At 75.1% G+C, this 21585-nt stretch carries 17 protein-coding genes; 7 read left to right on the forward strand and 10 right to left on the reverse strand.

The window, feature by feature from the left end:
• Positions 1-16: 16 nt before the first annotated feature.
• Genes murD through rsmH form a run of 7 tightly spaced genes read right to left on the reverse strand, consistent with a single transcriptional unit; the run spans position 17 to position 9154 of the window.
• The gene (gene murD / locus IF129_RS01415) at positions 17-1525 is read right to left on the reverse strand and encodes a UDP-N-acetylmuramoyl-L-alanine--D-glutamate ligase (protein WP_191207527.1); all 1509 of its coding nucleotides are present in this window, start codon (positions 1523-1525) and stop codon (positions 17-19) included.
• On the reverse strand, positions 1522-2580 hold the full coding sequence (gene mraY, locus IF129_RS01420; RefSeq protein WP_191207528.1) for a phospho-N-acetylmuramoyl-pentapeptide-transferase: 1059 nt from the start codon (positions 2578-2580) through the stop codon (positions 1522-1524). The genes murD and mraY overlap by 4 nt, the downstream gene beginning before the upstream one ends.
• Positions 2577-4004 (reverse strand): UDP-N-acetylmuramoyl-tripeptide--D-alanyl-D-alanine ligase, encoded by a 1428-nt coding sequence (locus IF129_RS01425; RefSeq protein ID WP_191207529.1) that lies wholly within the window; start codon positions 4002-4004, stop codon positions 2577-2579. The genes mraY and IF129_RS01425 overlap by 4 nt, the downstream gene beginning before the upstream one ends.
• Positions 4001-5770 carry a UDP-N-acetylmuramoyl-L-alanyl-D-glutamate--2,6-diaminopimelate ligase gene (locus IF129_RS01430; RefSeq protein WP_191207530.1) on the reverse strand — a complete coding sequence of 590 codons (1770 nt, stop codon included), beginning with the start codon at positions 5768-5770 and terminating at the stop codon, positions 4001-4003. The genes IF129_RS01425 and IF129_RS01430 overlap by 4 nt, the downstream gene beginning before the upstream one ends.
• A 17-nt stretch (positions 5771-5787) precedes the next feature.
• Positions 5788-7812 carry a peptidoglycan D,D-transpeptidase FtsI family protein gene (locus IF129_RS01435; RefSeq protein ID WP_191207531.1) on the reverse strand — a complete coding sequence of 675 codons (2025 nt, stop codon included), beginning with the start codon at positions 7810-7812 and terminating at the stop codon, positions 5788-5790.
• Positions 7809-8189, reverse strand: a complete 381-nt coding sequence (locus IF129_RS01440; RefSeq protein WP_191207532.1) for a cell division protein FtsL — start codon at positions 8187-8189, stop codon at positions 7809-7811. The genes IF129_RS01435 and IF129_RS01440 overlap by 4 nt, the downstream gene beginning before the upstream one ends.
• Positions 8186-9154 carry a 16S rRNA (cytosine(1402)-N(4))-methyltransferase RsmH gene (gene rsmH / locus IF129_RS01445; protein WP_191207533.1) on the reverse strand — a complete coding sequence of 323 codons (969 nt, stop codon included), beginning with the start codon at positions 9152-9154 and terminating at the stop codon, positions 8186-8188. The genes IF129_RS01440 and rsmH overlap by 4 nt, the downstream gene beginning before the upstream one ends.
• A gap of 423 nt (positions 9155-9577) precedes the next feature.
• On the opposite strand from rsmH, the gene IF129_RS01450 reads away from it, so the two are divergent.
• From IF129_RS01450 to IF129_RS01465, 4 genes are all read left to right on the forward strand, one after another.
• Positions 9578-10108 (forward strand): beta-class carbonic anhydrase, encoded by a 531-nt coding sequence (locus tag IF129_RS01450; RefSeq protein ID WP_191207534.1) that lies wholly within the window; start codon positions 9578-9580, stop codon positions 10106-10108.
• A gap of 153 nt (positions 10109-10261) precedes the next feature.
• Complete coding sequence (locus IF129_RS01455; protein ID WP_191207535.1) at positions 10262-11275, forward strand: AAA family ATPase; 1014 nt, start codon at positions 10262-10264, stop codon at positions 11273-11275.
• A complete protein-coding gene (locus IF129_RS01460) occupies positions 11275-12756 on the forward strand; it encodes a DUF58 domain-containing protein (protein WP_191207536.1) in 1482 nt (493 codons plus the stop codon). The genes IF129_RS01455 and IF129_RS01460 overlap by 1 nt, the downstream gene beginning before the upstream one ends.
• A complete protein-coding gene (locus tag IF129_RS01465) occupies positions 12753-15128 on the forward strand; it encodes a transglutaminase TgpA family protein (RefSeq protein ID WP_191207537.1) in 2376 nt (791 codons plus the stop codon). The genes IF129_RS01460 and IF129_RS01465 overlap by 4 nt, the downstream gene beginning before the upstream one ends.
• A 263-nt stretch (positions 15129-15391) precedes the next feature.
• Here IF129_RS01465 and IF129_RS01470 read toward each other — a convergent pair whose 3' ends face one another.
• The 3 genes from IF129_RS01470 to IF129_RS01480 form a co-directional block, all read right to left on the reverse strand.
• Entirely contained in the window at positions 15392-15814 is a 423-nt protein-coding gene (locus tag IF129_RS01470; RefSeq protein WP_191207538.1) for a DUF3040 domain-containing protein, read from the reverse strand.
• Positions 15815-16095: 281 nt separating this feature from the next.
• Positions 16096-16845, reverse strand: a complete 750-nt coding sequence (locus IF129_RS01475; protein WP_191207539.1) for a class I SAM-dependent methyltransferase — start codon at positions 16843-16845, stop codon at positions 16096-16098.
• Positions 16846-16892: 47 nt separating this feature from the next.
• Entirely contained in the window at positions 16893-17381 is a 489-nt protein-coding gene (locus tag IF129_RS01480) for an SAV_6107 family HEPN domain-containing protein (RefSeq protein ID WP_191207540.1), read from the reverse strand.
• 140 nt (positions 17382-17521) lie between these two features.
• Here IF129_RS01480 and IF129_RS01485 point away from each other — a divergent pair, with 140 nt between their 5' ends.
• The 3 genes from IF129_RS01485 (at position 17522) to IF129_RS01495 (ending at position 21252) form a co-directional block, all read left to right on the forward strand.
• Positions 17522-18331, forward strand: a complete 810-nt coding sequence (locus IF129_RS01485; protein WP_191207541.1) for an ATP-binding cassette domain-containing protein — start codon at positions 17522-17524, stop codon at positions 18329-18331.
• Entirely contained in the window at positions 18303-20537 is a 2235-nt protein-coding gene (locus tag IF129_RS01490; protein WP_191207542.1) for a YhgE/Pip domain-containing protein, read from the forward strand. Before IF129_RS01485 ends, IF129_RS01490 begins: the two co-directional genes overlap by 29 nt.
• 73 nt (positions 20538-20610) lie before the next feature.
• Complete coding sequence (locus tag IF129_RS01495; RefSeq protein WP_191207543.1) at positions 20611-21252, forward strand: TetR/AcrR family transcriptional regulator; 642 nt, start codon at positions 20611-20613, stop codon at positions 21250-21252.
• The last annotated feature ends 333 nt before the right edge of the window (positions 21253-21585 follow it).

A 21585-nucleotide genomic window follows, 5' to 3' on the forward strand; every position in this document is an offset into this window, starting at 1 on the left:
GACGACCGGCGGGGGCCTACGCCTCCCGGTCCTCGGGCGGCACGCTACCGGCCGCGCCGCCGAGCAGGCCGACGGCCTCGGCGAACGCCTCCCCGCGCCGCCCGTAGTGGGTGAACATGTCCATCGACGCGCAGGCCGGGGCCAGCAGGACGGTGTCGCCTGACCGGGCCAGCCCGGCCGCCGCCCGCACGGCCTCCGCCATCGCCCCAGTGTCCGTGCGGTCGAGGTCGACGACGGGCACATCCGGGGCGTGTCGCGCCAGCGCCTCGGCGATCAGGTGCCGGTCGGCCCCGAGGAGGACGACGCCGCGCAGCCGGTCGGCCGCCGAGCCGACCAGTTCGTCGAAGGTGGCGCCCTTCGCCAGCCCGCCCGCGATCCACACCACCGGCCGGTAGGCCGCCAGCGAGGCCTGGGCGGCGTGGGTGTTGGTGGCCTTGGAGTCGTTGACGTAGGTCACGCCGTCCACCTCGGCCACCCGCGCGATGCGGTGGGCGTCCGGGGAGAAGGCGCGCAGCCCGTCGCGCACCGCCGTGGGCGGTACGCCGAACGCGCGGGCGAGCGCGGCGGCGGCGAGCGCGTTGGCGACGTTGTGCGGCGCGGGCGGGCCGGCCGAGGGGGCGATGTCGGAGAGCTCGGCCAGCTCCTGGGCCTGCCGGTGCCGGTCCGGCACGAACGCGCGGTCCACGAGCAGGCCGTCCACGACGCCCAGCTCGGACGGTCCGGGCGTACCGAGGGTGAACCCGACGGCCCGGCAGCCCTCGACGACGTCGGCCTCGCGGACGAGCGCCTCGGTGGCCGGGTCGGCCGCGTTGTAGACGCAGGCGACCGTGTTGCCGCTGTAGACCCGGCCCTTGTCGGCGGCGTACGCGGCCATGGAGCCGTGCCAGTCGAGGTGGTCGGGGGCCAGGTTGAGCACCGCGGCCGAGTGGGCGCGCACGGAGGGCGCCCAGTGCAGCTGGTAGCTGGACAGCTCGACCGCCAGGACGTCGTACGGCTCGCCGCTGAGGACGACGTCCACGATCGGGGTGCCGATGTTCCCCACGGCCGCCGTGCGCAGCCCCGCCGCGTCGAGCACGGCGGCCAGCATCTGCACGGTGGTCGTCTTGCCGTTGGTGCCGGTGACGGCCAGCCAGGGCGCGTCGCAGGCCCCCGGCAGGGACCGCAGCCGCCAGGCCAGCTCGACGTCGCCCCACACGGGGACGCCGCCCGGCCGCGCGGCGGCAGCGGCGGCGAACAGCGGACCGTCGGGCCGCCAGCCGGGCGAGGTGACGACGAGTTCCGTGCCGGGCGGCAGCGTCTCCCCGTCACCGAGCCGCGCGCCGATGCCCTCGGCCGCCAGCGTCTCGGCGCGCTCGCGCTGCGCCGGGCCGTCGCCGCCGTCGACCACGGTGACGACGGCCCCGAGCCGGGCCAGGGCACGGGCGGCGCTCACGCCGCTCACCCCGATCCCGGCCACGGTGACCGCGCGCCCCTCGACCTCGGGCGGGTGTCCGGAGGCGTCCCCGAAGGGCGGCGCGGCGCTCACTTCTGGGCCGCCCAGGCCGCGTAGAAGATGCCGACGCCGACGATCGCGCACATGCCCTGGATGATCCAGAAGCGGACGACGACGAGGACCTCGCTCCAGCCCTTGAGCTCGAAGTGGTGCTGGAGCGGCGCCATCTTGAACACCCGCTTGCCGGTCAGGCGGAACGAGCCCACCTGGATCACCACGGACAGGGTGATGAGGACGAACAGGCCGCCGAGGATGGCCAGCAGCAGCTCGGTGCGGGAGATGATCGCCAGGCCGGCGAGGGCCCCGCCGAGGGCGAGCGAACCCGTGTCACCCATGAAGATCTTGGCCGGTGAGGTGTTCCACCACAGGAAGCCGAAACAGGCGCCCATGAGTCCGGCGGCGACGACGGCGAGGTCGAGCGGGTCGCGCACCTCGAAGCAGGAGGGGCTGCCGGTGATCGCGCAGGAGTCCTGGTACTGCCAGACGCCGATGAAGGTGTAGGCGCCGAAGACCATGACCGACGCGCCGGTGGCCAGACCGTCCAGACCGTCCGTCAGGTTGACGCCGTTGGACATCGCGAGCGTCATGAACAGGGCCCAGATGACGAACAGCACCGGGCCGATCTGCCAGCCGAAGTCCTGGGTGAAGGAAAGTCGGTCGGACGCCGGGGTGTTGCCGCGCAGATCCTCGAAGTTGAGTGCGAGGATCGCGAAGGTGACGCCGACGATGAGCTGGCCCAGCATCTTCGCCTTGGCCCGCAGACCCAGCGAGCGCTGCTTGACGATCTTGATGTAGTCGTCCAGGAAGCCGACCAGGCCCATGCCCGCCATCAGGAAGAGCACCAGCAGACCGGAGATGGTCGGTTCGCTGCCGGTGATCAGCTTGGTGAGGACGTAGGCGACGAGCGTCGCCAGGATGAAGGCGATACCGCCCATCGTGGGCGTGCCGCGCTTGCTGTGGTGGTCCCGGGGGCCGTCGTCCCGGATGTACTGCCCGTACCCCTTGCGGGCGAGCAGTTTGATCAGCAGCGGCGTGCCGATCAGGGTCAGGAACAGACCGATGACCCCGGAGAAGAGGATCTGCCTCATCGCCCGGCGACCCCGCCCTCAGGGCCGGCCAGCAGTTCCTGCGCGACCTGCTCCAGCCCCACCGAGCGGGACGCCTTCACCAGTACGACGTCCCCCGGGCGCAGCTCACTGCGCAACAGGTCGATCGCCGCCCGTGCGTCGGACACGTGCACCGACTCCTCACCCCACGAACCCTCGTTCTTGGCGCCCATGTCCAGCCAGGCGGCCTCCCGGCCGCCGACCGCCACGAGCCTGCTGACGTTGAGCCGGACGGCGAGCCGTCCGACCGCGTCGTGCTCGGCGAGCGCCGCCTCACCGAGTTCGGCCATCTCACCGAGCACCGCCCACGTGCGACGCGGCACACCGTCCGCCCCGCCCCCCGCCATCGCGGCCAGTGCGCGCAGAGCGGCCCGCATGGAGTCGGGGTTCGCGTTGTACGCGTCATTGACGACGGTGACGCCGTCCGCGCGCTCCGTGACGTCCATCCGCCACTTGGAGAGACTGCGGGCGTGGTTCAGCGCCTGTGCGATGGCGTCGGCGGGCATGCCCAGTTCATGGGCGACGGCTGCCGCGGCGAGCGCGTTCGACACGTGGTGCTCACCGTACAGGCGCAAGGTCACGTCACTGCACCCGGAGGGTGTGTGAAGCGTGAAAGAGGGTCTGCCGTCCGCGAGGGACACGTCCTCGGCCCGCACGTCGGCGTCGGCGGACTCGCCGAAGAGGACGACGCGGGCCCGGGTGCGGGCGGCCATGGCCCGCACCCGCGGGTCGTCGGCGTTCAGCACCGCGACGCCGCCGTCCCCGGCCGGCGGCAGGCACTCCACCAGTTCCCCCTTGGCCTGGGCGATCTGCTCCACGCCCCCGAACTCGCCGAGGTGCGCGGTGCCGACGTTCAGGACGAGACCGATGCGCGGCGGCGTCAGGCCGGTGAGATAGCGGATGTGGCCGATGCCGCGCGCCCCCATCTCCAGCACCAGGTGACGGGTCGTCGCGTCGGCGCGCAGCGCGGTGACGGGCAGCCCGATCTCGTTGTTCAGCGAACCGGGCGTCCACACCGTGGGCGCGTCGGCCTCCAGCAGCTGGGCGAGGAGGTCCTTGGTGCTCGTCTTGCCCGAGGAGCCGGTGAGCGCCACCACGGCCGTGCCGAGCGCCGTCACCACGTGCCGGGCGAGGGCGCCGAGGGCGGCGGTGACGTCGTCGACGACGATGGCGGGCACGCCGACGGGCCGGGTCGCCAGCACCGCCACGGCGCCGTCCGCCACGGCCTGCCGCGCGAAGTCGTGGCCGTCCACGCGCTGCCCGGCGTAGGCCGCGAACAGCCCTCCGGGGACGACCTCGCGGGAGTCGTACACCACCGGCCCGGTCACCTTCACCTGGGCGTCCGGTATGTCGTGGGGACGGCCGGAGACGACGGTGGCGATCTCGGCGAGTGTCAGCGGGATCATCGGGCGGGCCGCTCCTCGTCGGTGGTGGCGTGCTCGGTCCGGGGCTCCCCCGCGGTCCCCGCCTCGCGGCCGCCGCGCTCCTCGATGGCCGCGCGCAGCACCTCGCGGTCGTCGAAGGCGCGGACGACCCCGGCGATGTCCTGGCCGACCTCGTGCCCCTTCCCGGCGACGATCACCGCGTCGCCGGGCTCGGCGCGGGCCACGGCGACGGCGATCGCGGCGGCCCGGTCCTCCTCCAGCAGCACCGTTCCGCGCTCGTAGGACGGGACCTCGGCAGCGCCGGCCAGCATGGCGGCGAGGATGGCGAGCGGATCCTCCGAGCGCGGGTTGTCGGAGGTCAGCACGGCGGTGTCGGACAGCCGGGCCAGGGCCGCGCCCATCGGGCCGCGCTTGTGGGGGTCGCGGTCGCCGCCGCAGCCGAGGACGGCGTGGATGCGCCCGTCGGTGACCCGGCGCAGGGCCCGCAGCACGGACTCGACGGCGTCGGGCTTGTGCGCGTAGTCCACGACGGCCAGGTAGGGCTGACCGGCGTCGACGCGCTCCAGCCGCCCGGGGACGCCGGGGATGGCGGCGACGCCGTCGGCGGCCGTCTGCACGTCGATGCCGGCCACGACGAGCGCGGTGATGGCGCCCAGCGCGTTGGAGACGTTGAACGGCCCCGGCATCGGCGCGGCGGCGCGCACCCGCTGGCCGTCCGGCCCGAGGACCGTGAACACCGAGCCGAGCGGCCCGACCTCGACGTCGTCGGCGCGCCAGTGGGCGTCGGGGTGGCCCTCGGCGGAGAAGGTGGTGACGGGGACGCCCGCCTCGCGGGCGAGCCGCTGGCCGTACTCGTCGTCGAGGTTCACCACGCCGGCGCGGGACCGCGCGGGGGTGAACAGCTGCGCCTTCGCCTGGAAGTAGTCCTCCATGTCGGTGTGGAAGTCCAGGTGCTCCGGGCTGAGGTTGGTGAAGACGGCGACGTCGAAGACGCAGCCGTCCACCCGGCCCATGACGAGCGCGTGGCTGGAGACCTCCATCGCCACGGAGGTGACCCCGCGCTCGCGCATGACGCCGAAGAGGGCCTGGAGCTCCGTGGCCTCGGGGGTGGTGCGCTGCGCCTTCAGCCGCTCGTCCCCGATGCGGGACTCGACGGTGCCGATGAGGCCGGTCAGCTCCCCCTCCTTGGCGGCGGCGCGCAGCCCGCCGTCCACGAGGTAGGCGGTGGTCGTCTTGCCGGAGGTGCCGGTGATGCCGATCTGGAGCAGATCGCGGCCGGGGTCGCCGTAGATGGCGACCGCCAGGTGACCCATGTGGCGGCGCGGGTCGGGCACGGTGAGCACCGCGAGCCCGGCGTCCGCGCAGCGCTGGGCGCCCGCCGGGTCGGTCAGCGCCGCGACGGCGCCGCGCGAGGCGGCCTGGGCGGCGAAGTCGGCGCCGTGGAAGCGGGCGCCCGGCAGGGCGGCGTAGACGTCACCGGGCCGCACGGCACGGGAGTCGTGCGTGATGCCGGTGACGGCGGTCCGGGGAGGCTCGGCGGCGTCGCCGGGACCCGTTCCGGAGGAGGCCGGGCGCGGTTCCGCGATCCCCAGCGACCGGGTCAGCTCCGCCAGCTCGACGGGCCGCACTCCGGAGGGGCGCGGGGGGGACGTAGGGGTCTGATCAGCTTGTGGCACGGCGGTGAGGTTACCGGGCGCGCCCGGCGCGCCGCGAAGTGAGGGGCCGGCCCCGTGGGCGGTGCCCGCGGGGGCCGGCCGGTTGGCGGAGTCGCCGGTGATGGTGGTCACGTGGGGGGATCTTCCGTTCAGTCGCCCGGAGTGAAGGTGGTGGGCAGGTTCGGTGCCCTGACGCCGGTCGGCGGGGCCTGGAGGGTCTTCAGGGAGAACTGCAGGACGTGGCGGAACACCGGTCCGCAGACGGAGCTTCCGTGGTACCCGCCCTCGGTGGGGTTCTGGACCGCGCAGTAGACGGTGACGCGCGGGTCGTCCGCCGGGGCGAACCCGGCGAAGGAGGCGGTGTAGCCGTTGTAGCGGCCGGTCTCGGGGTCGACGCGGTTGGAGGTGCCGGTCTTGCCCGCCACCCGGTAGCCCGGCACGGCCGCCGGCTTGCCGGTGCCCTCCTCGTCGGTCACGACCTCCTCCAGCATCAGGCCCAGGGTGTCGGCCGTCTTCTCGCTGACCACCCGTTTCCGGTCGGGCTCCGGCGCGGGCTCGTAGCGTCCGTCCGGGCCGACCGTGCCGCGGACCAGGCTGGGGGTGACGCGGACGCCGCCGTTGGCGATCGTGGAGTAGACGGAGGCGGCCTGGAGGGCGTTGACGGACAGCCCCTGCCCGAAGGGGATGGTGTGCTGCTGGGCGGCGTTCCAGTCGCCGGGCGCGGCCAGGATGCCGGGGCTCTCGCCGGGGAACCCGAGGCCGGTGGGGCGTCCGACGCCGAAGGCCCGCAGGTAGCCGTGCAGGACCTCGTTGGCCTCCCGCTGGCTCTCGCCGAGCCGCTCCGCCGCCAGGATGGTGCCGATGTTGCTGGACTTGGCGAGGACGCCGGTCAGCGTCAGGTGGTACGTCTCGTGGTCGTGGTCGTCGGCGAACTTGCGGCCGGCGCGGGGCAGCCGGTTGGGCACCGTGACGTGCGTACCGGGGGCGGCGGCCCCCTCCTCCAGCACGGCGGCCATGGTCATGAGCTTGGCGGTGGAGCCGGGCTCGTAGACGTCCTGGAGGGCGGGGTTGCCGAGGTTCTTCGCCGAGACGGTGGACAGGTCGTTGGGGTCGAAGGCGGGGGCGCTCGCCATCGCGAGGACCTCACCCGACCGCACGTCCTGGACGATGACGTACCCGCCGTCCGCCTCGGACTTCTTGACCTGCCCGGTGATGGCCTCCTGGGCCGCCCACTGGATGTCGCGGTCCAGGGTGAGTTCCACCCCGGTACCGGGCGTCGGCGGCTGTTCCTGCCCGCCGGCCGTGGGCACGCGGCGGCCGGCCGACTGGGCGTAGGTGATCGTGCCGTCCTCGCCCGCCAGCAGCGTGTCGAGCTGCGCTTCCAGCCCGCCGCCACCCTCACCCGCGGAGTTGACGAAGCCCAGGACGCCGGAGGCCAGCTCGTGGCCCGGGTAGACGCGCTTGGCCCGGGGCTCGGCGTAGACGCCGGCCAGGACGTTGACGCCCTCCTCCTTCTCCTCCTGGTCCGCCAGGGTCTTCTTGAGGTCCTGGATCTGCCGCCACACCTGGGGTGTCTGCTGGAACGCCAGCCGCACGTAGCGCGGTGCGGGCGGGTCGGTGAGCCTGCGCTCCAGCTCCGCCGGGTCCTCGCCCAGTATCGGACCGAGCAGCGCGGCGGCCCGGGCGGGCGCGTCGGGCACTCCGGTGCGCTCCTCGCCGAAGAGGTAGGGGTCGGCGGTGATGTCGTAGGCGTCGACGGTGGTGGCCAGCTCGTGGCCGCCCCGGTCGGTGATGGTGCCCCGTTCGGCCGCGAGGGGGACGGTGACGTAGCGGTTGACGTCGGCCGCGGCGGCGAAGCTGTTCGCGTCGACGGCCTGCACCTGGAGCAGCCGCAGCCCGAAGACGAGCAGCACCAGGGTGACGGCCACGCTCAGCAGGCGCAGCCGGGTGCGCGGGGCGGCCAGCCGCAGCTCCCGGGGCGGGCGGGGCGGGGGCCGCCGACCGGCGCGGGGACGGGGCGGCGGCTCGCGCCGGACGCGGCGTGCGGCGGCGCGGCGCTCGTCGGCGGGTCCGGCGGCGGCCGGGCGGTGCGCCGGGCGGGCCCCACCGGCCGCCGGGCGGCCGGGTCGGGCCGGGCGCGGGACGCGGCGCCGGGGCGGCTCCGGCGGGCTCACCGGGCGTCCGGTGCCGGGGAGGGCTCGCCGAGGACGGTGCCGTCCGGGCGGAGGAAGACGGGGACGTCACCGGGGACCATGCCCAGCTCCCGCGCGCGCCGGTCCAGCGCGCCGGGTGCGGAGAAGGAGTCCACGTCCTGCTGGAGTCCCTGCTCCTCGTCGGTCAGCTCCCGCGTCTCCTGCCGCAGCTTGCCCAGCTCGAAGGAGCCCTCGTTGACGGCCGCGTTCAGCAGGAGCAGCGTCAGCAGGCCCGAACCGAGCAGGACGACGACCAGCAGGACGAAGGGGGTGCGGGCCGCGGTGGCGCCGCCGCCCGGGACGAGCCGGCCGATCACCGGCGGCCGGGTGCGCGGGGTACGTCCGGTCGTGCGGGTCATGCCGGTGCGACCTCCCGGATGCGTCGGGCGCCGCGCAGCCGGGCCGGGGCGGCGCGGCGGTTGCGGGCGACCTCTTCCTCGGTGGGCAGTTCCGCGCCCCGGGTCAGCAGTTCGAGCCGGGGCTGGTAGCGCTCGGGGACGACGGGCAGGCCGGGCGGGGCGGTGGTGGCGGCGCCGGCCGCGAGGACCTGCTTGACCAGCCGGTCCTCCAGCGAGTGGTAGGACAGCACCGCGATGCGGCCGTCCACCGCCAGGGCGTCCACGGCGGCGGGCAGGGCCCTCTCCAGCACGGCGAGCTCGCCGTTGACCTCGATGCGCAGGGCCTGGAAGGTGCGCTTGGCCGGGTTCCCGCCGGTGCGCTTGGCGGCCTGCGGCAGGGCGTCGCGGATCAGGTCCACCAGCCGGGCGCTGGAGTCGAACGGCTCCCGGTCACGCTCCCGGACGACGGCCTCGACGATGCGCCGGGCCTGCTTCTCCTCGCCGTAGGTACGCAGGATGCGCACCAGCTCCCCGGGCGGGTAGGTGTTGAGCACCTCGGCCGCCGACACGCCGCGGCTCTGGTCCATCCGCATGTCCAGGGGGGCGTCCCGGGCGTAGGCGAACCCCCGGGCGGCCTCGTCGAGCTGCATGGAGGAGACGCCGAGGTCGAAGAGGACGCCCTGGACGCGCGGGGTGCCGGTCCCGGCGAGCACGCGGGGCAGTTCGTCGTAGACGGCGTGCACCAGGGTCGCCCGGTCGCCGTACCGGGCCAGGCGCTCCCCGGCCAGTTTCAGCGCGTCGGGGTCGCGGTCGAGGGCGATCAGCCGGACCTCGGGGAAGGCGTCGAGCAGGGCCTCGCTGTGGCCGCCCAGGCCGAGCGTGCAGTCGACGACGACGGCTCCGGGCCGGGTGAGCGCCGGAGCCAGCAGCTCCAGGCACCGCCGGAGCATGACCGGAACGTGCCGTTCGTCGTGGTTGCTGGTCATGCGCCCTCTCAGGTCCCGGCTCGGCCCCGGCCCCGTCCCGGCGGGCGACGGAGGCCGTCGTGGCGGTCAGCGCCTGGCGTCGTCGACGGATGCGGGGCGTCCGGGTGTCGGTGAGGGCCGGGGAGGTCGGGAGGCCGGAACACCGGAGAAGCCACCCCGCCCGGCTCCCGCTCGCGTCACTCTAGTCCAGTCGTCGGCTCGGTCAATCAACCGGTCTGGCGCGTCCTGCGGGTGGTGGCGCCGACGCGGCCGTGCGCGCCCCGGCACCCCGTGCGCGCGGCTCGCCGGGCGGTGCGGGGGCGCCCGCACGGGCGCCGGGGTCCTGTGGAGTGCCTCACACCGCGCCCCCGGCTCGACCCGTTTTCCACCGAACGTCCGGTCTCACAACGCGCCGGGAACGCGGGGCGCGGATACCGTCGGACCATGTCGACCTCACCCCACCCGCGCGCGGTCACCGACCGCCTCGTCGCCGCCAACGCCGAGTACGCGACCTCCTTCACCGACCCGGGCATGGACGCCGCGCCGGTGCTGAACGTCGCGGTCGTGGCCTGCATGGACGCCCGGATCGACCTGCACGCCGCACTCGGCCTGCGGCTCGGTGACTGCCACACCATCCGCAACGCCGGCGGCGTGGTGACCGACGACGTCATCCGCTCCCTGACCATCAGCCAGCGCGCGCTCGGCACCCGCTCGGTCGTCCTGATCCACCACACCGACTGCGGGCTGATGAAGCTCACCGAGGACTTCCGGCACGACCTGGAGCTGGAGGTCGGCCAGCGGCCCTCGTGGGCCGTGGAGTCCTTCCGGGACGTGGACCAGGACGTGCGCCAGTCGATCGAGCGGGTCCGCACCTCCCCGTTCCTCCCGCACACTGACGATGTGCGGGGATTCGTCTTCGACGTGACGACCGGTCTGCTGCGCGAGATCGCCCCCGGGATCGCCCCGGGAAAGTGACGTACGGCCGCCGGTCTGTGAAGAATGAACCGTCAACGGCTCCGAGCCGTACGGACCCGAGGGGTCCGTACCGGCCGGAGCCGGGACGATTCGGGGTGGCCGGCCTCGTGACCCGTGAGGTCCGGCCTTCGGGAACGGGCCTAGGAGGGCCGGGTGACGACGTATGACACGCGAGAGAACCTCAGCGACCTGACCGCCACGGCGGACGGGGTGCGCCGCTCGGTGGAGAGCGTGATCGAGGGCAAGCCGGAGGCCGTCCGGCTCGCCCTCACCGTGCTCCTCGCCGAGGGACACCTCCTGATCGAGGACGTGCCGGGCGTGGGCAAGACCATGCTCGCGAAGGCACTGGCCCGGTCGGTCGACTGCTCGGTGCGCCGCATCCAGTTCACGCCCGACCTGCTGCCCTCCGACATCACGGGCGTCAGCGTGTACGACCAGGACCGACGCGAGTTCGAGTTCAAGCCGGGTGCGATCTTCGCCCAGGTCGTCATCGGCGACGAGATCAACCGCGCCTCCCCCAAGACCCAGTCGGCGCTGCTGGAGTCGATGGAGGAGCGCCAGGTCACCGTGGACGGGCACACGTATCCGCTGCCCGCGCCGTTCATGGTGGTCGCCACGCAGAACCCGGTGGAGATGGAGGGGACCTACCCGCTGCCCGAGGCGCAGCGCGACCGCTTCATGGCCCGGCTGTCCATCGGCTACCCGAGCACGGCGGCGGAGCTGGAGATGCTGGACGTGCACGGCGGAACGTCCCCTCTGGAGGACCTGCGGCCGGTGGCGCACGCGGACGACGTCGCCAAACTGATCGCGGCCGTGCGCGGCGTGCACGTCTCCGACGCCGTCAAGCGGTACGCCGTCGAGCTGGTGTCGGCCACCCGCAACCACCCCGAGCTGCGGCTGGGGGCCTCCCCGCGCGCCACGCTCCAGCTGCTGCGGGCCGCCCGCGCGGCGGCGGCCCTCGCCGGGCGGGACTTCACCCTCCCCGACGACGTCCAGTTCCTCGCCCTTCCCGTGCTGGCCCACCGGCTGCTGCCCACCCCGCAGGCCCAGCTGAACCGGCGCACCGCCGAGCACGTCGTCTACGACATCGTGCAGCGCACCCCGCTGCCGGACGCGACGCCGGGGTGGGGCGGGGCGCAGGCCCAGGTGCAGGCCCGGGGGTACTGATGGCGTCAGCGCCCGGGGACCGGGGCGCCGTCCGGCGGACGGGCTCGCTGCGCGCCTCGTTCGGCGGGCTCACCACACGGGGCCGGTCGTTCCTCGCCGCCGGTGTGGCGGCGGCGGTCTGCGCCTACCTGCTCGGCCAGCCCGAACTGCTCCGGGTGGGAGCGCTGCTGGCCGTCCTGCCGCTGGTGTGCGTCCTCGCCCTGCACCTCTCCCGCCACCGGGTGACCGGGGCGCGGCGCCTGAACCCCGCCCGCGTCGCCGTGCGGTCCGAGGCGCGGGTCCAGCTGCGCGTCGACAACGTCTCCCGCGTGCCCACGGGCATGCTCATGCTCCAGGACCGGGTCCCCTACGTGCTCGGCCCCCGGCCCCGGTTCGTGCTGGACCGGGTGGAGGGCGGCGGGCGGCGCGAGGTGTCCTACCGCATCCGCTCGGACCTGCGCGGCCGCTACCCCCTGGGCCCGCTCCAGCTCCGCGTCACGGACCCGTTCGGGATGGTCGAGCTGACGCGTTCGTTCAGCACCCAGGACCTCCTCACCGTGATACCGGCCGCGCAGCCGCTGCCGCCGGTACGGCTGGCCGGTGAGGCCACCGGGTACGGCGACGAGCGCCGCCGCGCCCTCGCCGTCACCGGTGACGACGACGTCATCCCGCGCGCCTACCGGCACGGCGACGACGTGCGACGCGTGCACTGGCGCTCCACCGCCCGGCGCGGCCAGCTCATGGTGCGGCGCGAGGAGCAGCCACGTCAGGCCAGGGCCACGGTGCTGCTCGACACCCGGCGCGGCGCCTGGGCGGGCTCCGGGCCGGACTCGCCGTTCGAGTGGGCGGTCACCGGCGCCGCGTCCGTCGCCCTGCACCTGCTGGAGCGCGGCTACCAGGTGCGGCTGCTGACGGACACCGGCGCGCTGACGCCCGGACCGGACGGCGGCTCCGCGGGTGGCGACGGCTCGGACACCGCGGGTCTGGTGCTGGACACCCTCGCCGTCGTCGGCCACTCCCCCGCGCTCGGCCTCGACCAGGCCGCCGAGGCCCTGCGGGACGGGGCCGGCGGGCTCCTGGTGGCCTTCTTCGGCCACCTCGACCAGGCGCAGAGCACCGTCGCCGCGCGGATGCGGCAGCGCTCCGGCGGCGCGGTCGCCCTCGTCGCCCGGGGACAGCAGGCCCCGCAGGCCGAGGAGGCGCAGATGCGCGCACTGCGGGAGGCGGGCTGGTGCGTCCTGCCGTTCACCCCGTACGACGCGCTGCCGAACGTCTGGCAGCTGGCGGACCGGGCGAACGGGGCGGGCTCCTCCGCCGCGCCGGCCCCGCCCACCCGGTCGGCCCCGCCGGCCCCGGCGTCCGCGCCGCCTCCCCCGCCGCCGGGCGCGCCGCCACCGCCCCCGGGGCCGCCGCCCACGGGACCACCGCCCGCGGCGGACGCCGGTGCGCCGGCGGCGCCGGGAAGCAGCGGGACGACCGGGACCCCGGGAGGGGAACGATGAGCGTACGGGCACGACTCACCCTCTGCGCCTGGGCCGCGACGCTCGCCGCCGCGACCGCGCTGCTGCCGCTGGTGGACGGCTACTCCTGGCTCCTGCAGGCCGCCGCCGTCCTCGGCGTGCAGGGCGCGCTCGGAACGGCGCTGCGGCGCGTCCCGGCCCCCCGCTGGTCGATCATCCTGGCGCAGGCGGTGCTGGCCCTGCTCATGCTGACGTTCCTGTTCGTGCGCGAGTCCGCCGTCGCGGGCTTCCTGCCGGGGCCGACCGCGTTCGAGCACTTCGGCACCCTGCTCGTGCAGGGCGGCGACGACGTGAGCCAGTACGCCATACCGGCGCCCGTCACGGACGGCATACGGCTGATGCTGGTCGGCGGCGTCCTGCTCGTCGGGCTGCTCGTGGACGTCCTCGCCGTCAGCTACCGCGCCGCCGCCCCCGCGGGGCTCCCGCTGCTGGCGCTCTACTCGGTCGCCGCCGGGCTGTCGGGGGACGGCGACGGGCGCTGGCTGTGGTTCCTGTGCGCCGCGGCCGGGTATCTGCTGCTGCTGCTCGCCGAGGGACGGGAGCGGCTCACCCGGTGGGGTACGGTCTTCGGCGACTCCCCGCCTCCGGGGGCCCTTGGTGCCACGGCCCGGGTACGGCGGGCCTCACCCGTGCGCACCGGCCACCGGATCGGGGTGGCCGCGCTCGGCCTGGCCCTCCTGGTGCCGCTCGCGCTGCCGGCGCTCGGGACCGGGCTGCTGGACTCCGAGGGACGGGGCACCGGGGGGCGGAGCGACGGCGGGAACACCGTCACGGCCGTCAACCCCCTCGTCGCGCTGCAGGACAGCCTGAACCAGCCGGAGAACCGGACCGTCCTCACCTACCAGACGGACGCGGAGGACGTCTCCGACCTGTACCTGCGGATCGTGGCGCTCGACGAGTTCGACGGGGAGGCCTGGCGTCCGTCCCAGCGGCGGATCACCGACGTCCCGCAGACGCTTCCGGCGCCGCCCGGCCTGTCACCGGCGGTGGACCGCGAGGTCGTCACGACGCGGATCGCGGCGGCCGACTGGTACGAGCAGAGCTGGCTGCCCATGCCCTACCCGGCACGGCGGGTCGCCGTGGACGGCCGCTGGCGCTTCGAGCCCGAGGGCCGCACCCTCGTCGGCGACGGCGGACAGACGACGGCCGACGCGCGCTACGAGGTGCAGAGCCTGGCGGTGCGGCCGACGGCCGAGCAGCTCGCGGACGCGCCGCGCCCGCCGGAGGGCCTGCTGAGCGAGTACACCGCGGTGCCCGACGACCTGCCCGGTGTCGTCCTGGAGCGCGCCCTCGCGGTGACCGCCGGGGCCGCCAACGACTACGAGCGGGCCGTCGCCCTCCAGGAGTGGTTCGCCCGAGGCGGCGGCTTCACCTACGACACCGAGGTGACGGCGGGCACGGGCAGCGAGGCCATCGTCCGCTTCCTGGAGCAGAAGGAGGGCTTCTGCATCCACTTCTCGTTCTCCATGGCGGCGATGGCCCGCTCACTGGGCATCCCGGCGCGCGTGGCCGTCGGCTTCACCCCGGGCGTCACGGCACCGGACGGCTCCCGCCTGGTGGGCCTCCAGGACGCGCACGCCTGGCCCGAGCTGTACTTCGAAGGCGTCGGCTGGACGCGGTTCGAGCCCACCCCCGCCCGGGGCACCACCCCCGAGTACGCGGTGCCCTCGCTGCCCGAGCCGGGCGCCACCGACGAACCGGACCTGCCGCGTCCCGAGGAGAGCGGCGAGCCCTCCCCCGGGCCGGAGGCGCGGGAGGACTGCCCGCCGGGCCTCGGCGGCTGCGAGGAGGAGCAGGGTGCCGCCGGCGCCTCGGACGGCTTCCCCTGGGACACCGTGCGGTTCGTCGCCCTGGTCGCGACCCTCGCGCTGGTCGTGGGGGCGCTGCTGCTCTCCCCGCTGCTCTGGCGGGCGTCCGTGCGGCGGCGGCGCTCCGGCGGTGACGCCCTCGCGTCCTGGCAGGAGCTGCTGGACGCCGGATGGGACGTCGGCATCCCGCCCGACGAGTCGGCCACGCCGCGGCAGAGCGCGGTGCGCCTGGTTCGGGCCGGACGGCTGGACGGCCCGGCGGAGGCCGCCGTCCACCGCCTGGCCGACGCCGTGGAACGGGCCTTGTACGCGCCCGTCCCCGGGGACGTCCCGGCGGGCGGGCACACGGCCGACGTCGAGCTGGCGCGGGCCGGGCTGCGAGCCGCCGCGCCACGGCGGACCAGGCTGCGCGCGACGCTGCTGCCGCGTTCGACCGTCCGGGTGGTGTGGGCCGGCTCCGAGCGGTGGGCGGCGCTGACCGAGGCCCACCGGGCCTTCTGGTCCCGTACCGCGGGCTCCCTGCGGGCCCTGCTCCAGCGCGGCTGACGCCGGCCCCACCGGGTGCGCCTTCGCCCCCCGCCCGTGACGGGCGGGGGGCGAAGGCGCACGGCCTCAGGCGTGGTTCCGCGGTGCCGGGCCGCTGGGCGGCAGGATCTGGAGGACCGGGCAGACCGGGCAGAGCGCAAAAAGCAGCCACCCGCAGGTGGCTGCCGCAGCGTCACAGGTCGGCGGACTCGGGGCCGGTGGCGGACGGGCCGGGGCGCCGCGGCCCGGGGGCGGGTCCGGCGGCCGGAGGCGGGCGGGGACTCCTACTGCTGCTCGTCGCGACGACGCTGCCAGCGGTCCTCGATCCGGTTCATCACGGACCGCCTGGGGGTGCGCTGCCGACGCCCCCGGCCCGCGCCGCGACCGCCGCCCTCACGGCCGTCACCGCTCTCACCATCCTGCCGAGCGCCCTCCGCGGGGGCCTTGCGCCAGCCCGTCACCGCGAGGACGGCGCACCCGAGCATCACGAGGAAGCCGACCACACCGAGCCAGACGATCTGGGCGACCATCCCGGCCATGAGGAGCGCGATGCCCACCACGAAGCCCGCTACCGCCTGGTAGACCCGGCGGCGGGACGGCGCCCGCAGGTCACTACCTTCGAGCGCTGTCGCGAACTTGGGATCTTCGGCGTACAGCGCTCGCTCCATCTGCTCGAGCATGCGCTGCTCGTGCTCAGAGAGCGGCACGGAGTCCTCCTACTCGTCGGTCGCGGGGGCGACCGGATGCGACCCTTTAAGGATAGGCAGGGAATCGCCCCCGTGAAACCCGCCCCTCTACGCCATTTCTCCCATCGGGTCCGGTATGACGGACCGCGGCAGTGGCTTGTTCATTCCCCTGCCCGCCGCCCGGCATGCCCCGGTGGTTCCCTCCGATCATACGGCGCCGTTGCGCTGATCGGGCGGCCCACGCTGTTCTGTAAGCCAGTGCACTCGCCCGGCACCCCGGACGGACCACCCGCGCGTGTGGCTCAGCCCACTTCGGCCAGCACGTGCAGCTGCGTGGCGACGGCGTGGAACGCGGGCATCTCGGCCGCCGCCGCCTCAAGCCGGGCGAGCGCCTCCACCGCACTCGGCTCGGTGTCCACCAGGGCTCCCGGCACGAGGTCGCTGAAGATCCGCACCCCGTGCACGGCGGCCACCTTCAGGCCGGTGTCGGCCACCAGGGCGGACAGCTGATCGGCGGTGAACCGCCGGGGCACGGGGTCGGAGTCCCCGTAGCGCCCGTCGGGGTCGGTCAGCGCGTGGTGGGCGTCCGTGAAGTGTCCGGCCAGGGCGCGGGCCAGCACGGCACCGCCCAACCCGGCCGCCAGGACGGACAGGACGCCGCCGTCCGGCCGGAGGGCCGCGACGGCGTTCCGCAGGCCCTCGGCGGCGTCGTCCACGTACTCCAGGACCCCGTGGCACAGCACGGCGTCGTACCCGCCGCGCTCGGCGACGTCCAGCAGCCCGTGGGCGTCGCCCTGGAGACCGCGCACCCGGTCGGCCACGTCCTCCTCGGCGGCGCGGCGCTCCAGCGCGAAGAGCGCGTTGGGGCTCGGGTCCACGACGGTGACGCGGTGGCCGAGCCGGGCCAGGGGCACGGCGAAGTGCCCGGAGCCGCCCCCGGCGTCCAGCACGTCCAGCTCCGAGCGGCCGGCCGCCTCGGCCCGGCGATGGAGGGCTTCCCGCAGCACCTCCCAGACCACGGCGGTACGAAGGGCTGCGCGCGGGCGGGACATGACGTGGCTCCTCGGCGGCGGACGTGCGGGGGCTGGCAGCCCCCACCCTATTGCCTCGCCACCGCCGGTGGTTCCGCCTCCACGCGGGCGCGCGGGAAGGCGGGCTGGGCTATGAGCATGCGCTCGACGATGCGCAGGAACATGGCGACGTCCCGCAGGAGGTCGTCCGCCTCCCGGGGTGTGACCGCGCCGCGTATCCCGGCCTCCGCCCGCGCGCGGCGTGGCGCCCCCGCGGCGAACAGGGCACTCCACTCGACGAGCTCGGGGGCGACCTCGGGCAGCACCTCCCAGGCGCTGCGGATGCGGCGGCGGGCCCGGGCGCCGCTCTCGGGACGGCCGCGGACGGCCAGGACCGCCGCCGCGGTGCGCAGCGCCGCCAGGTGGGCGGTGGCGTAGCGCTCGTTGGGCAGTTCGTGTCCCGCGGCCTCGTCGAGCCCGTGCTGGGCCTGGGAGAGCAGGTCGAGCGCGGCCGGGGGCGCGGCGCTGCGGCGCAGGACGGGGTGGATGTCGCTCGGGGGGCTGTTCAGCTTCTTCATGACTGGTGCCTCCTTCGCTTCCTTCGCTCAACGGTTCGTATGCGCACATCGTGGACCACCCCACTGACAATCGGCGCTGACCTGCTGCTACGCTTTTGCACTGACTGGTCAGTTCAAAAAAACGGGAGCGGGGAGGACGTATGGAGGGCGCGGCCGTCAGCGCCCGCGACCTGGGGCTGAGGGGCTCCAGTGGCGCGGTGTTCGAAGGGGTGAGCCTGGAGGCTCCACCGGGCGCCCTCATCGCCGTCACCGGCCCGTCCGGGTCGGGGCGGACGTGCCTGCTGCTCACGCTGACCGGCCGGATGCGCCCCACGTCGGGCCACGCCACCGTCGCCGGGCACCGGGTGCCCCAGCGGATGGGGTCCGTGCGGCGCGTCGCGGCGCTGGGGCCGGTGCCGGGCGTCACGGACCTGGAGCCGTCGTGGACCGTGACCGAGCACCTGCGCGAACGGGCACTGCTGCGCCGTCCCCGGCGCGGCCTGCGCCGGGAGCGGGCCGCCGAGCGCCGGGAGCGGGTGGCCGAGGCCCTGGACCGGGCCGGACTGCGTCCCGGGGACCTCCCCAAGGGTCCGCGCACGACGGTGCGGCACCTGGAGCGCCTGGAGGCCCTGCGCCTCGGCGTCGCCCTCGCCCTGCTCGACCGGCCGCGCCTGCTCGCCCTGGACGACGCGGACCTCAAGCTCTCCGACCCCGAACGCGCCGAGCTGTGGGAGCTGCTGCGGGGGCTGACGGAGGAGGGGACGACCGTGCTGGCGGTGTGCAGCGAGCCACCGCCGGACGTGCTCACGGTCCGCACCACCACCACCGGCGAGGGGCCCGGGGAACCGGTCGAGGAGCGGGACGACGCGCCGGGGGACGCCCCGGACGGGGAGCCGGGCGACGTACCGGGCGACGACACCACCGGAGAGGGGGACGCGGACGATGCGTGCACCACGACTGGCCGCGCTTGAGCTCAGGCGCTTCGGGCGGGGGCGACTGCCCCGCGCGGCGCTCGTCACGATCATGCTGCTGCCGCTGCTGTACGGGGCGCTGTACCTGTGGTCCTTCTGGGATCCCTACGGGCGCCTGGACCGCATACCCGTGGCGCTGGTCAACGAGGACTCCGGCGCGCGCGTCGAGAACCCGGCGGGCGACGGGGAACGGCGCGTGGAGGCGGGCGACGACCTCGTCGAGGCCCTGCGCGACAGCGACACCTTCGCCTGGCACGAGACGACGCCCGAGGACGCCGAACGGGGCGTGCGGGAGGGCCGGTACTACCTGTCGCTGACCGTCCCCGAGGAGTTCAGCACCAAGATCACGTCCAGCTCCGGGGACCACCCCGAGACGGGCGCGCTGCGGGTGCGGACGAACGACGCGAACAACTACATCGTCGGGCAGGTCGCCCGCACGGTCTTCTCCGAGGTGCGCGCCGCCGCGTCGAGCAAGACCTCGCGCGGCTTCTACGACAACATCTTCGTGGCGTTCTCCGCCGTGCACGACGCCACCCAGGACGCGGCCGACGGCGCGAGCGAACTCAAGGAGGGCATCGACGAGGCGAAGGACGGCTCGGGCCGGATCTCGGACGGCGCGGAGGACGCCGAGGACGGCAGCGGGGAGCTGACCGACGGGGTGGTGCGGCTCGACGAGGGCGCCGGACGGCTGGAGGACGGCGCACGGCGGGTCGCCGACGGCACCCAGCGGCTCGCCGACAAGGTGAACGGCATCGCCGAGGGGGTCGGCCCCTTCACCCGCGAGGACGGCGAGGACATCGCGACGGCCGCCGGGAAGGTGGCCGAGGGCGCGGAGGCCGCCCGGAAGCACCTCGACAGCCTGCCCGAGGACGCCGCCCGCGCCGTGCGGCTCACCGAGGCGGCGGCCGTCGGGATCGAGGGGCTGCACGAGCTGCTCTGCGTGCCCGGTGCCCAGGGGGGCGACGGGGGCGCGGGTGAGGCGGCGCCCCCGTCGGGGGGCGCCGACCGACCGGAGCTGCCGGAGCTGCCGGACCTGCCGGCCGACGGGCCCGGCGGGACGCCCGCCCCGCAGGGCTCCGTCCTCACCGACGAGCACTGCACCGACCTCGCCCGGTACGCCGAGTACAGCCGGGGCGGTGCGGACACGGCGGCCGACGTCCAGGAGCACATCGACGGCTACGAGGACCTGGACGACCTCGGCAAGGATCTCGACGCGCTGCGCGACGTCGCGCTGGAGGTGCAGGAGCAGGCTCCGCACCTGGGTGAGAACGTGCGGAAGGCCGTCAAGCAGGTCAACGCGCTCAACGACGGCGCCCAGGAGGTGCACGACGGCACCGAGGAACTGCACTCCGGCCTGACCCGGGCCGCCGGTGGCGCCGGCGCGCTGGAGAGCGGGCTGATCGAGCTGAGCGACGGCGCGGACCTGCTCGACGGGGGCATGGTGAACCTGGCCGACGGCTCCCTGCGGCTCGCCGAGGGCCTGCACGACGGCGTCGAGCAGATCCCCGACCACAGCGCGCAGGAGCGCGCCGACCGCAGTGCCGTCATGGCCGATCCCGTGCGGCTGACCTCCCGCGGCCTGCACGAGGCCCCCAACTACGGCACCGGCTTCGCCCCCTACTTCGTGCCGCTCGCCCTGTGGGTGGGCGCCATGGTGGCCTACATGCTCATGCCGGCGCTGAGTCGGCGGGCCTTGGCCGCGGGTGCCCCCGCCCTGCGCACCGCGCTGGCGTCGTGGCTGCCGGTCGCGGCCATCGGGGCCGTGCAGGCGTCGGTGCTGCTGGCGGTGCTGCACTGGGCGCCGGGGCTGGGCCTGCAGATGGCCAGGCCCGCCGGGACGCTCGGCTTCCTGCTCCTCGTGGCGGCCTGCTTCACCGCCATCGTGCAGTGGCTGAACGCCCGGTTCGGGCCGGCGGGACGGATCCTGGTGCTCGTCCTGCTGATGCTCCAGCTCACCAGCGCCGGAGGGACCTACCCGGTGCAGACGAGCCCGGACTTCTTCAACGCCGTCCATCCCTACCTCCCGATGACGTACGTCGTCGCGGGTCTGCGGCACCTGATCACCGGCGGTCCGCTCGGCCCGGTGTGGGAGGGCTGCGCCGTGCTGCTGGCCTTCACCGTGGCGGCCCTGGCCGCCACGGCGTGGACGGCGCGGCGCGGCTCGGTGTGGACGCTCAAGCGGCTCCACCCGGAGCTGACGCTGTGACCGGCGCCGCAACCGGCGCCGGCACCGGCAGGCCGCGCGGCCCGGCGCGCTCGGGAAGAGGACAATCATCGTCATGAAGAGCGGGAGCAACGGGCCGGGCGCCACGGCGGGCACGAGCGCCCGGCGCAGCGCCACCCGGCAGAAGCTGTACGAGGCCGCGGTGCACCTCATCGCGGAACAGGGGTTCTCGGCCACCACGGTGGACGAGATCGCCGAGGCCGCGGGAGTGGCCAAGGGCACCGTCTACTACAACTTCGCCAGCAAGAACGAACTGTTCGAGGAGCTGCTGCGACACGGTGTCGAGCTGCTGACCGGGCGACTGGAGGCGGCGGCGGCCACCGTGCGGGAGGGCGGGGGCGGCAGGGTCGACTCCCTGGACGCGATGGTCCGCGCCGGCCTGGAGTTCATCGACCGCTATCCGGCCTTCACCCAGCTGTACGTGGCAGAGCTGTGGCGCAAGAACCGCACCTGGCAGTCGACGCTGCTGGTGGTCCGGGCCCGGGCGGTGGCGGTGGTCGAGGAACAGCTGCGGCTCGGCGTCGAGGAGGGGGAGCTGAGCGGCGAGATCGACGTGCAGCTGACGGCCGCCGCCCTGTTCGGCATGGTGCTCGTGGCGGCGCTGGACTGGCAGGCGTTCCAGCCGGACCGCTCGCTGGACGACGTGCACGCCTCGCTGTCGCTGCTGCTCCAGGGCCGCGTGGCCGGACGGCCCTGACCCACGGCCGCCCGCCTCCGGGCGGAAGCGGGTGGGAGCGGGCGGGGGGAGCCGAACGGAGGGACCGGCCGCGGGGCCGGTGGGCCGGAAGCGGGCGGCCCCGGTCGCGCGATGACCGGTGCCGCCCGCTCGCCCCCGTTCCCCCCGTGTCCCCCGGTCCCCCTTCGGTTCCCCCCTGCCGGGGGACGCGGTGCGGCTCCGCCGCCCCGTGCCGGCGGTGCCGCGCCGCGTCGTCCCGGTGCGCACCACTCTGCCGTCCGGGCAGGTCACCGCCCATCCGCGCGGGTACTCAACCGGCGCTCTAGGTAGCGGTACTCACCCCCTGGGGTGGCG

Origin of the sequence: Streptomyces chumphonensis, assembly GCF_014779715.1 — a bacterium.
Classification (GTDB): domain Bacteria; phylum Actinomycetota; class Actinomycetes; order Streptomycetales; family Streptomycetaceae; genus Streptomyces; species Streptomyces chumphonensis.

Bases quoted from the DNA above. Each gene is read 5' to 3' on its own strand.
- IF129_RS01450 (WP_191207534.1), top strand. From the start codon at position 9,578: ATGTCGACCTCACCCCACCCGCGCGCGGTCACCGACCGCCTCGTCGCC.
- IF129_RS01440 (WP_191207532.1), bottom strand. From the start codon at position 8,189: ATGACCCGCACGACCGGACGTACCCCGCGCACCCGGCCGCCGGTGATC.
- IF129_RS01485 (WP_191207541.1), top strand. From the start codon at position 17,522: ATGGAGGGCGCGGCCGTCAGCGCCCGCGACCTGGGGCTGAGGGGCTCC.
- IF129_RS01460 (WP_191207536.1), top strand. From the start codon at position 11,275: ATGGCGTCAGCGCCCGGGGACCGGGGCGCCGTCCGGCGGACGGGCTCG.
- rsmH (WP_191207533.1), bottom strand. From the start codon at position 9,154: ATGACCAGCAACCACGACGAACGGCACGTTCCGGTCATGCTCCGGCGG.
- IF129_RS01465 (WP_191207537.1), top strand. From the start codon at position 12,753: ATGAGCGTACGGGCACGACTCACCCTCTGCGCCTGGGCCGCGACGCTC.
- IF129_RS01425 (WP_191207529.1), bottom strand. From the start codon at position 4,004: ATGATCCCGCTGACACTCGCCGAGATCGCCACCGTCGTCTCCGGCCGT.
- mraY (WP_191207528.1), bottom strand. From the start codon at position 2,580: ATGAGGCAGATCCTCTTCTCCGGGGTCATCGGTCTGTTCCTGACCCTG.
- IF129_RS01490 (WP_191207542.1), top strand. From the start codon at position 18,303: ATGCGTGCACCACGACTGGCCGCGCTTGAGCTCAGGCGCTTCGGGCGG.
- IF129_RS01475 (WP_191207539.1), bottom strand. From the start codon at position 16,845: ATGTCCCGCCCGCGCGCAGCCCTTCGTACCGCCGTGGTCTGGGAGGTG.
- IF129_RS01480 (WP_191207540.1), bottom strand. From the start codon at position 17,381: ATGAAGAAGCTGAACAGCCCCCCGAGCGACATCCACCCCGTCCTGCGC.
- IF129_RS01495 (WP_191207543.1), top strand. From the start codon at position 20,611: ATGAAGAGCGGGAGCAACGGGCCGGGCGCCACGGCGGGCACGAGCGCC.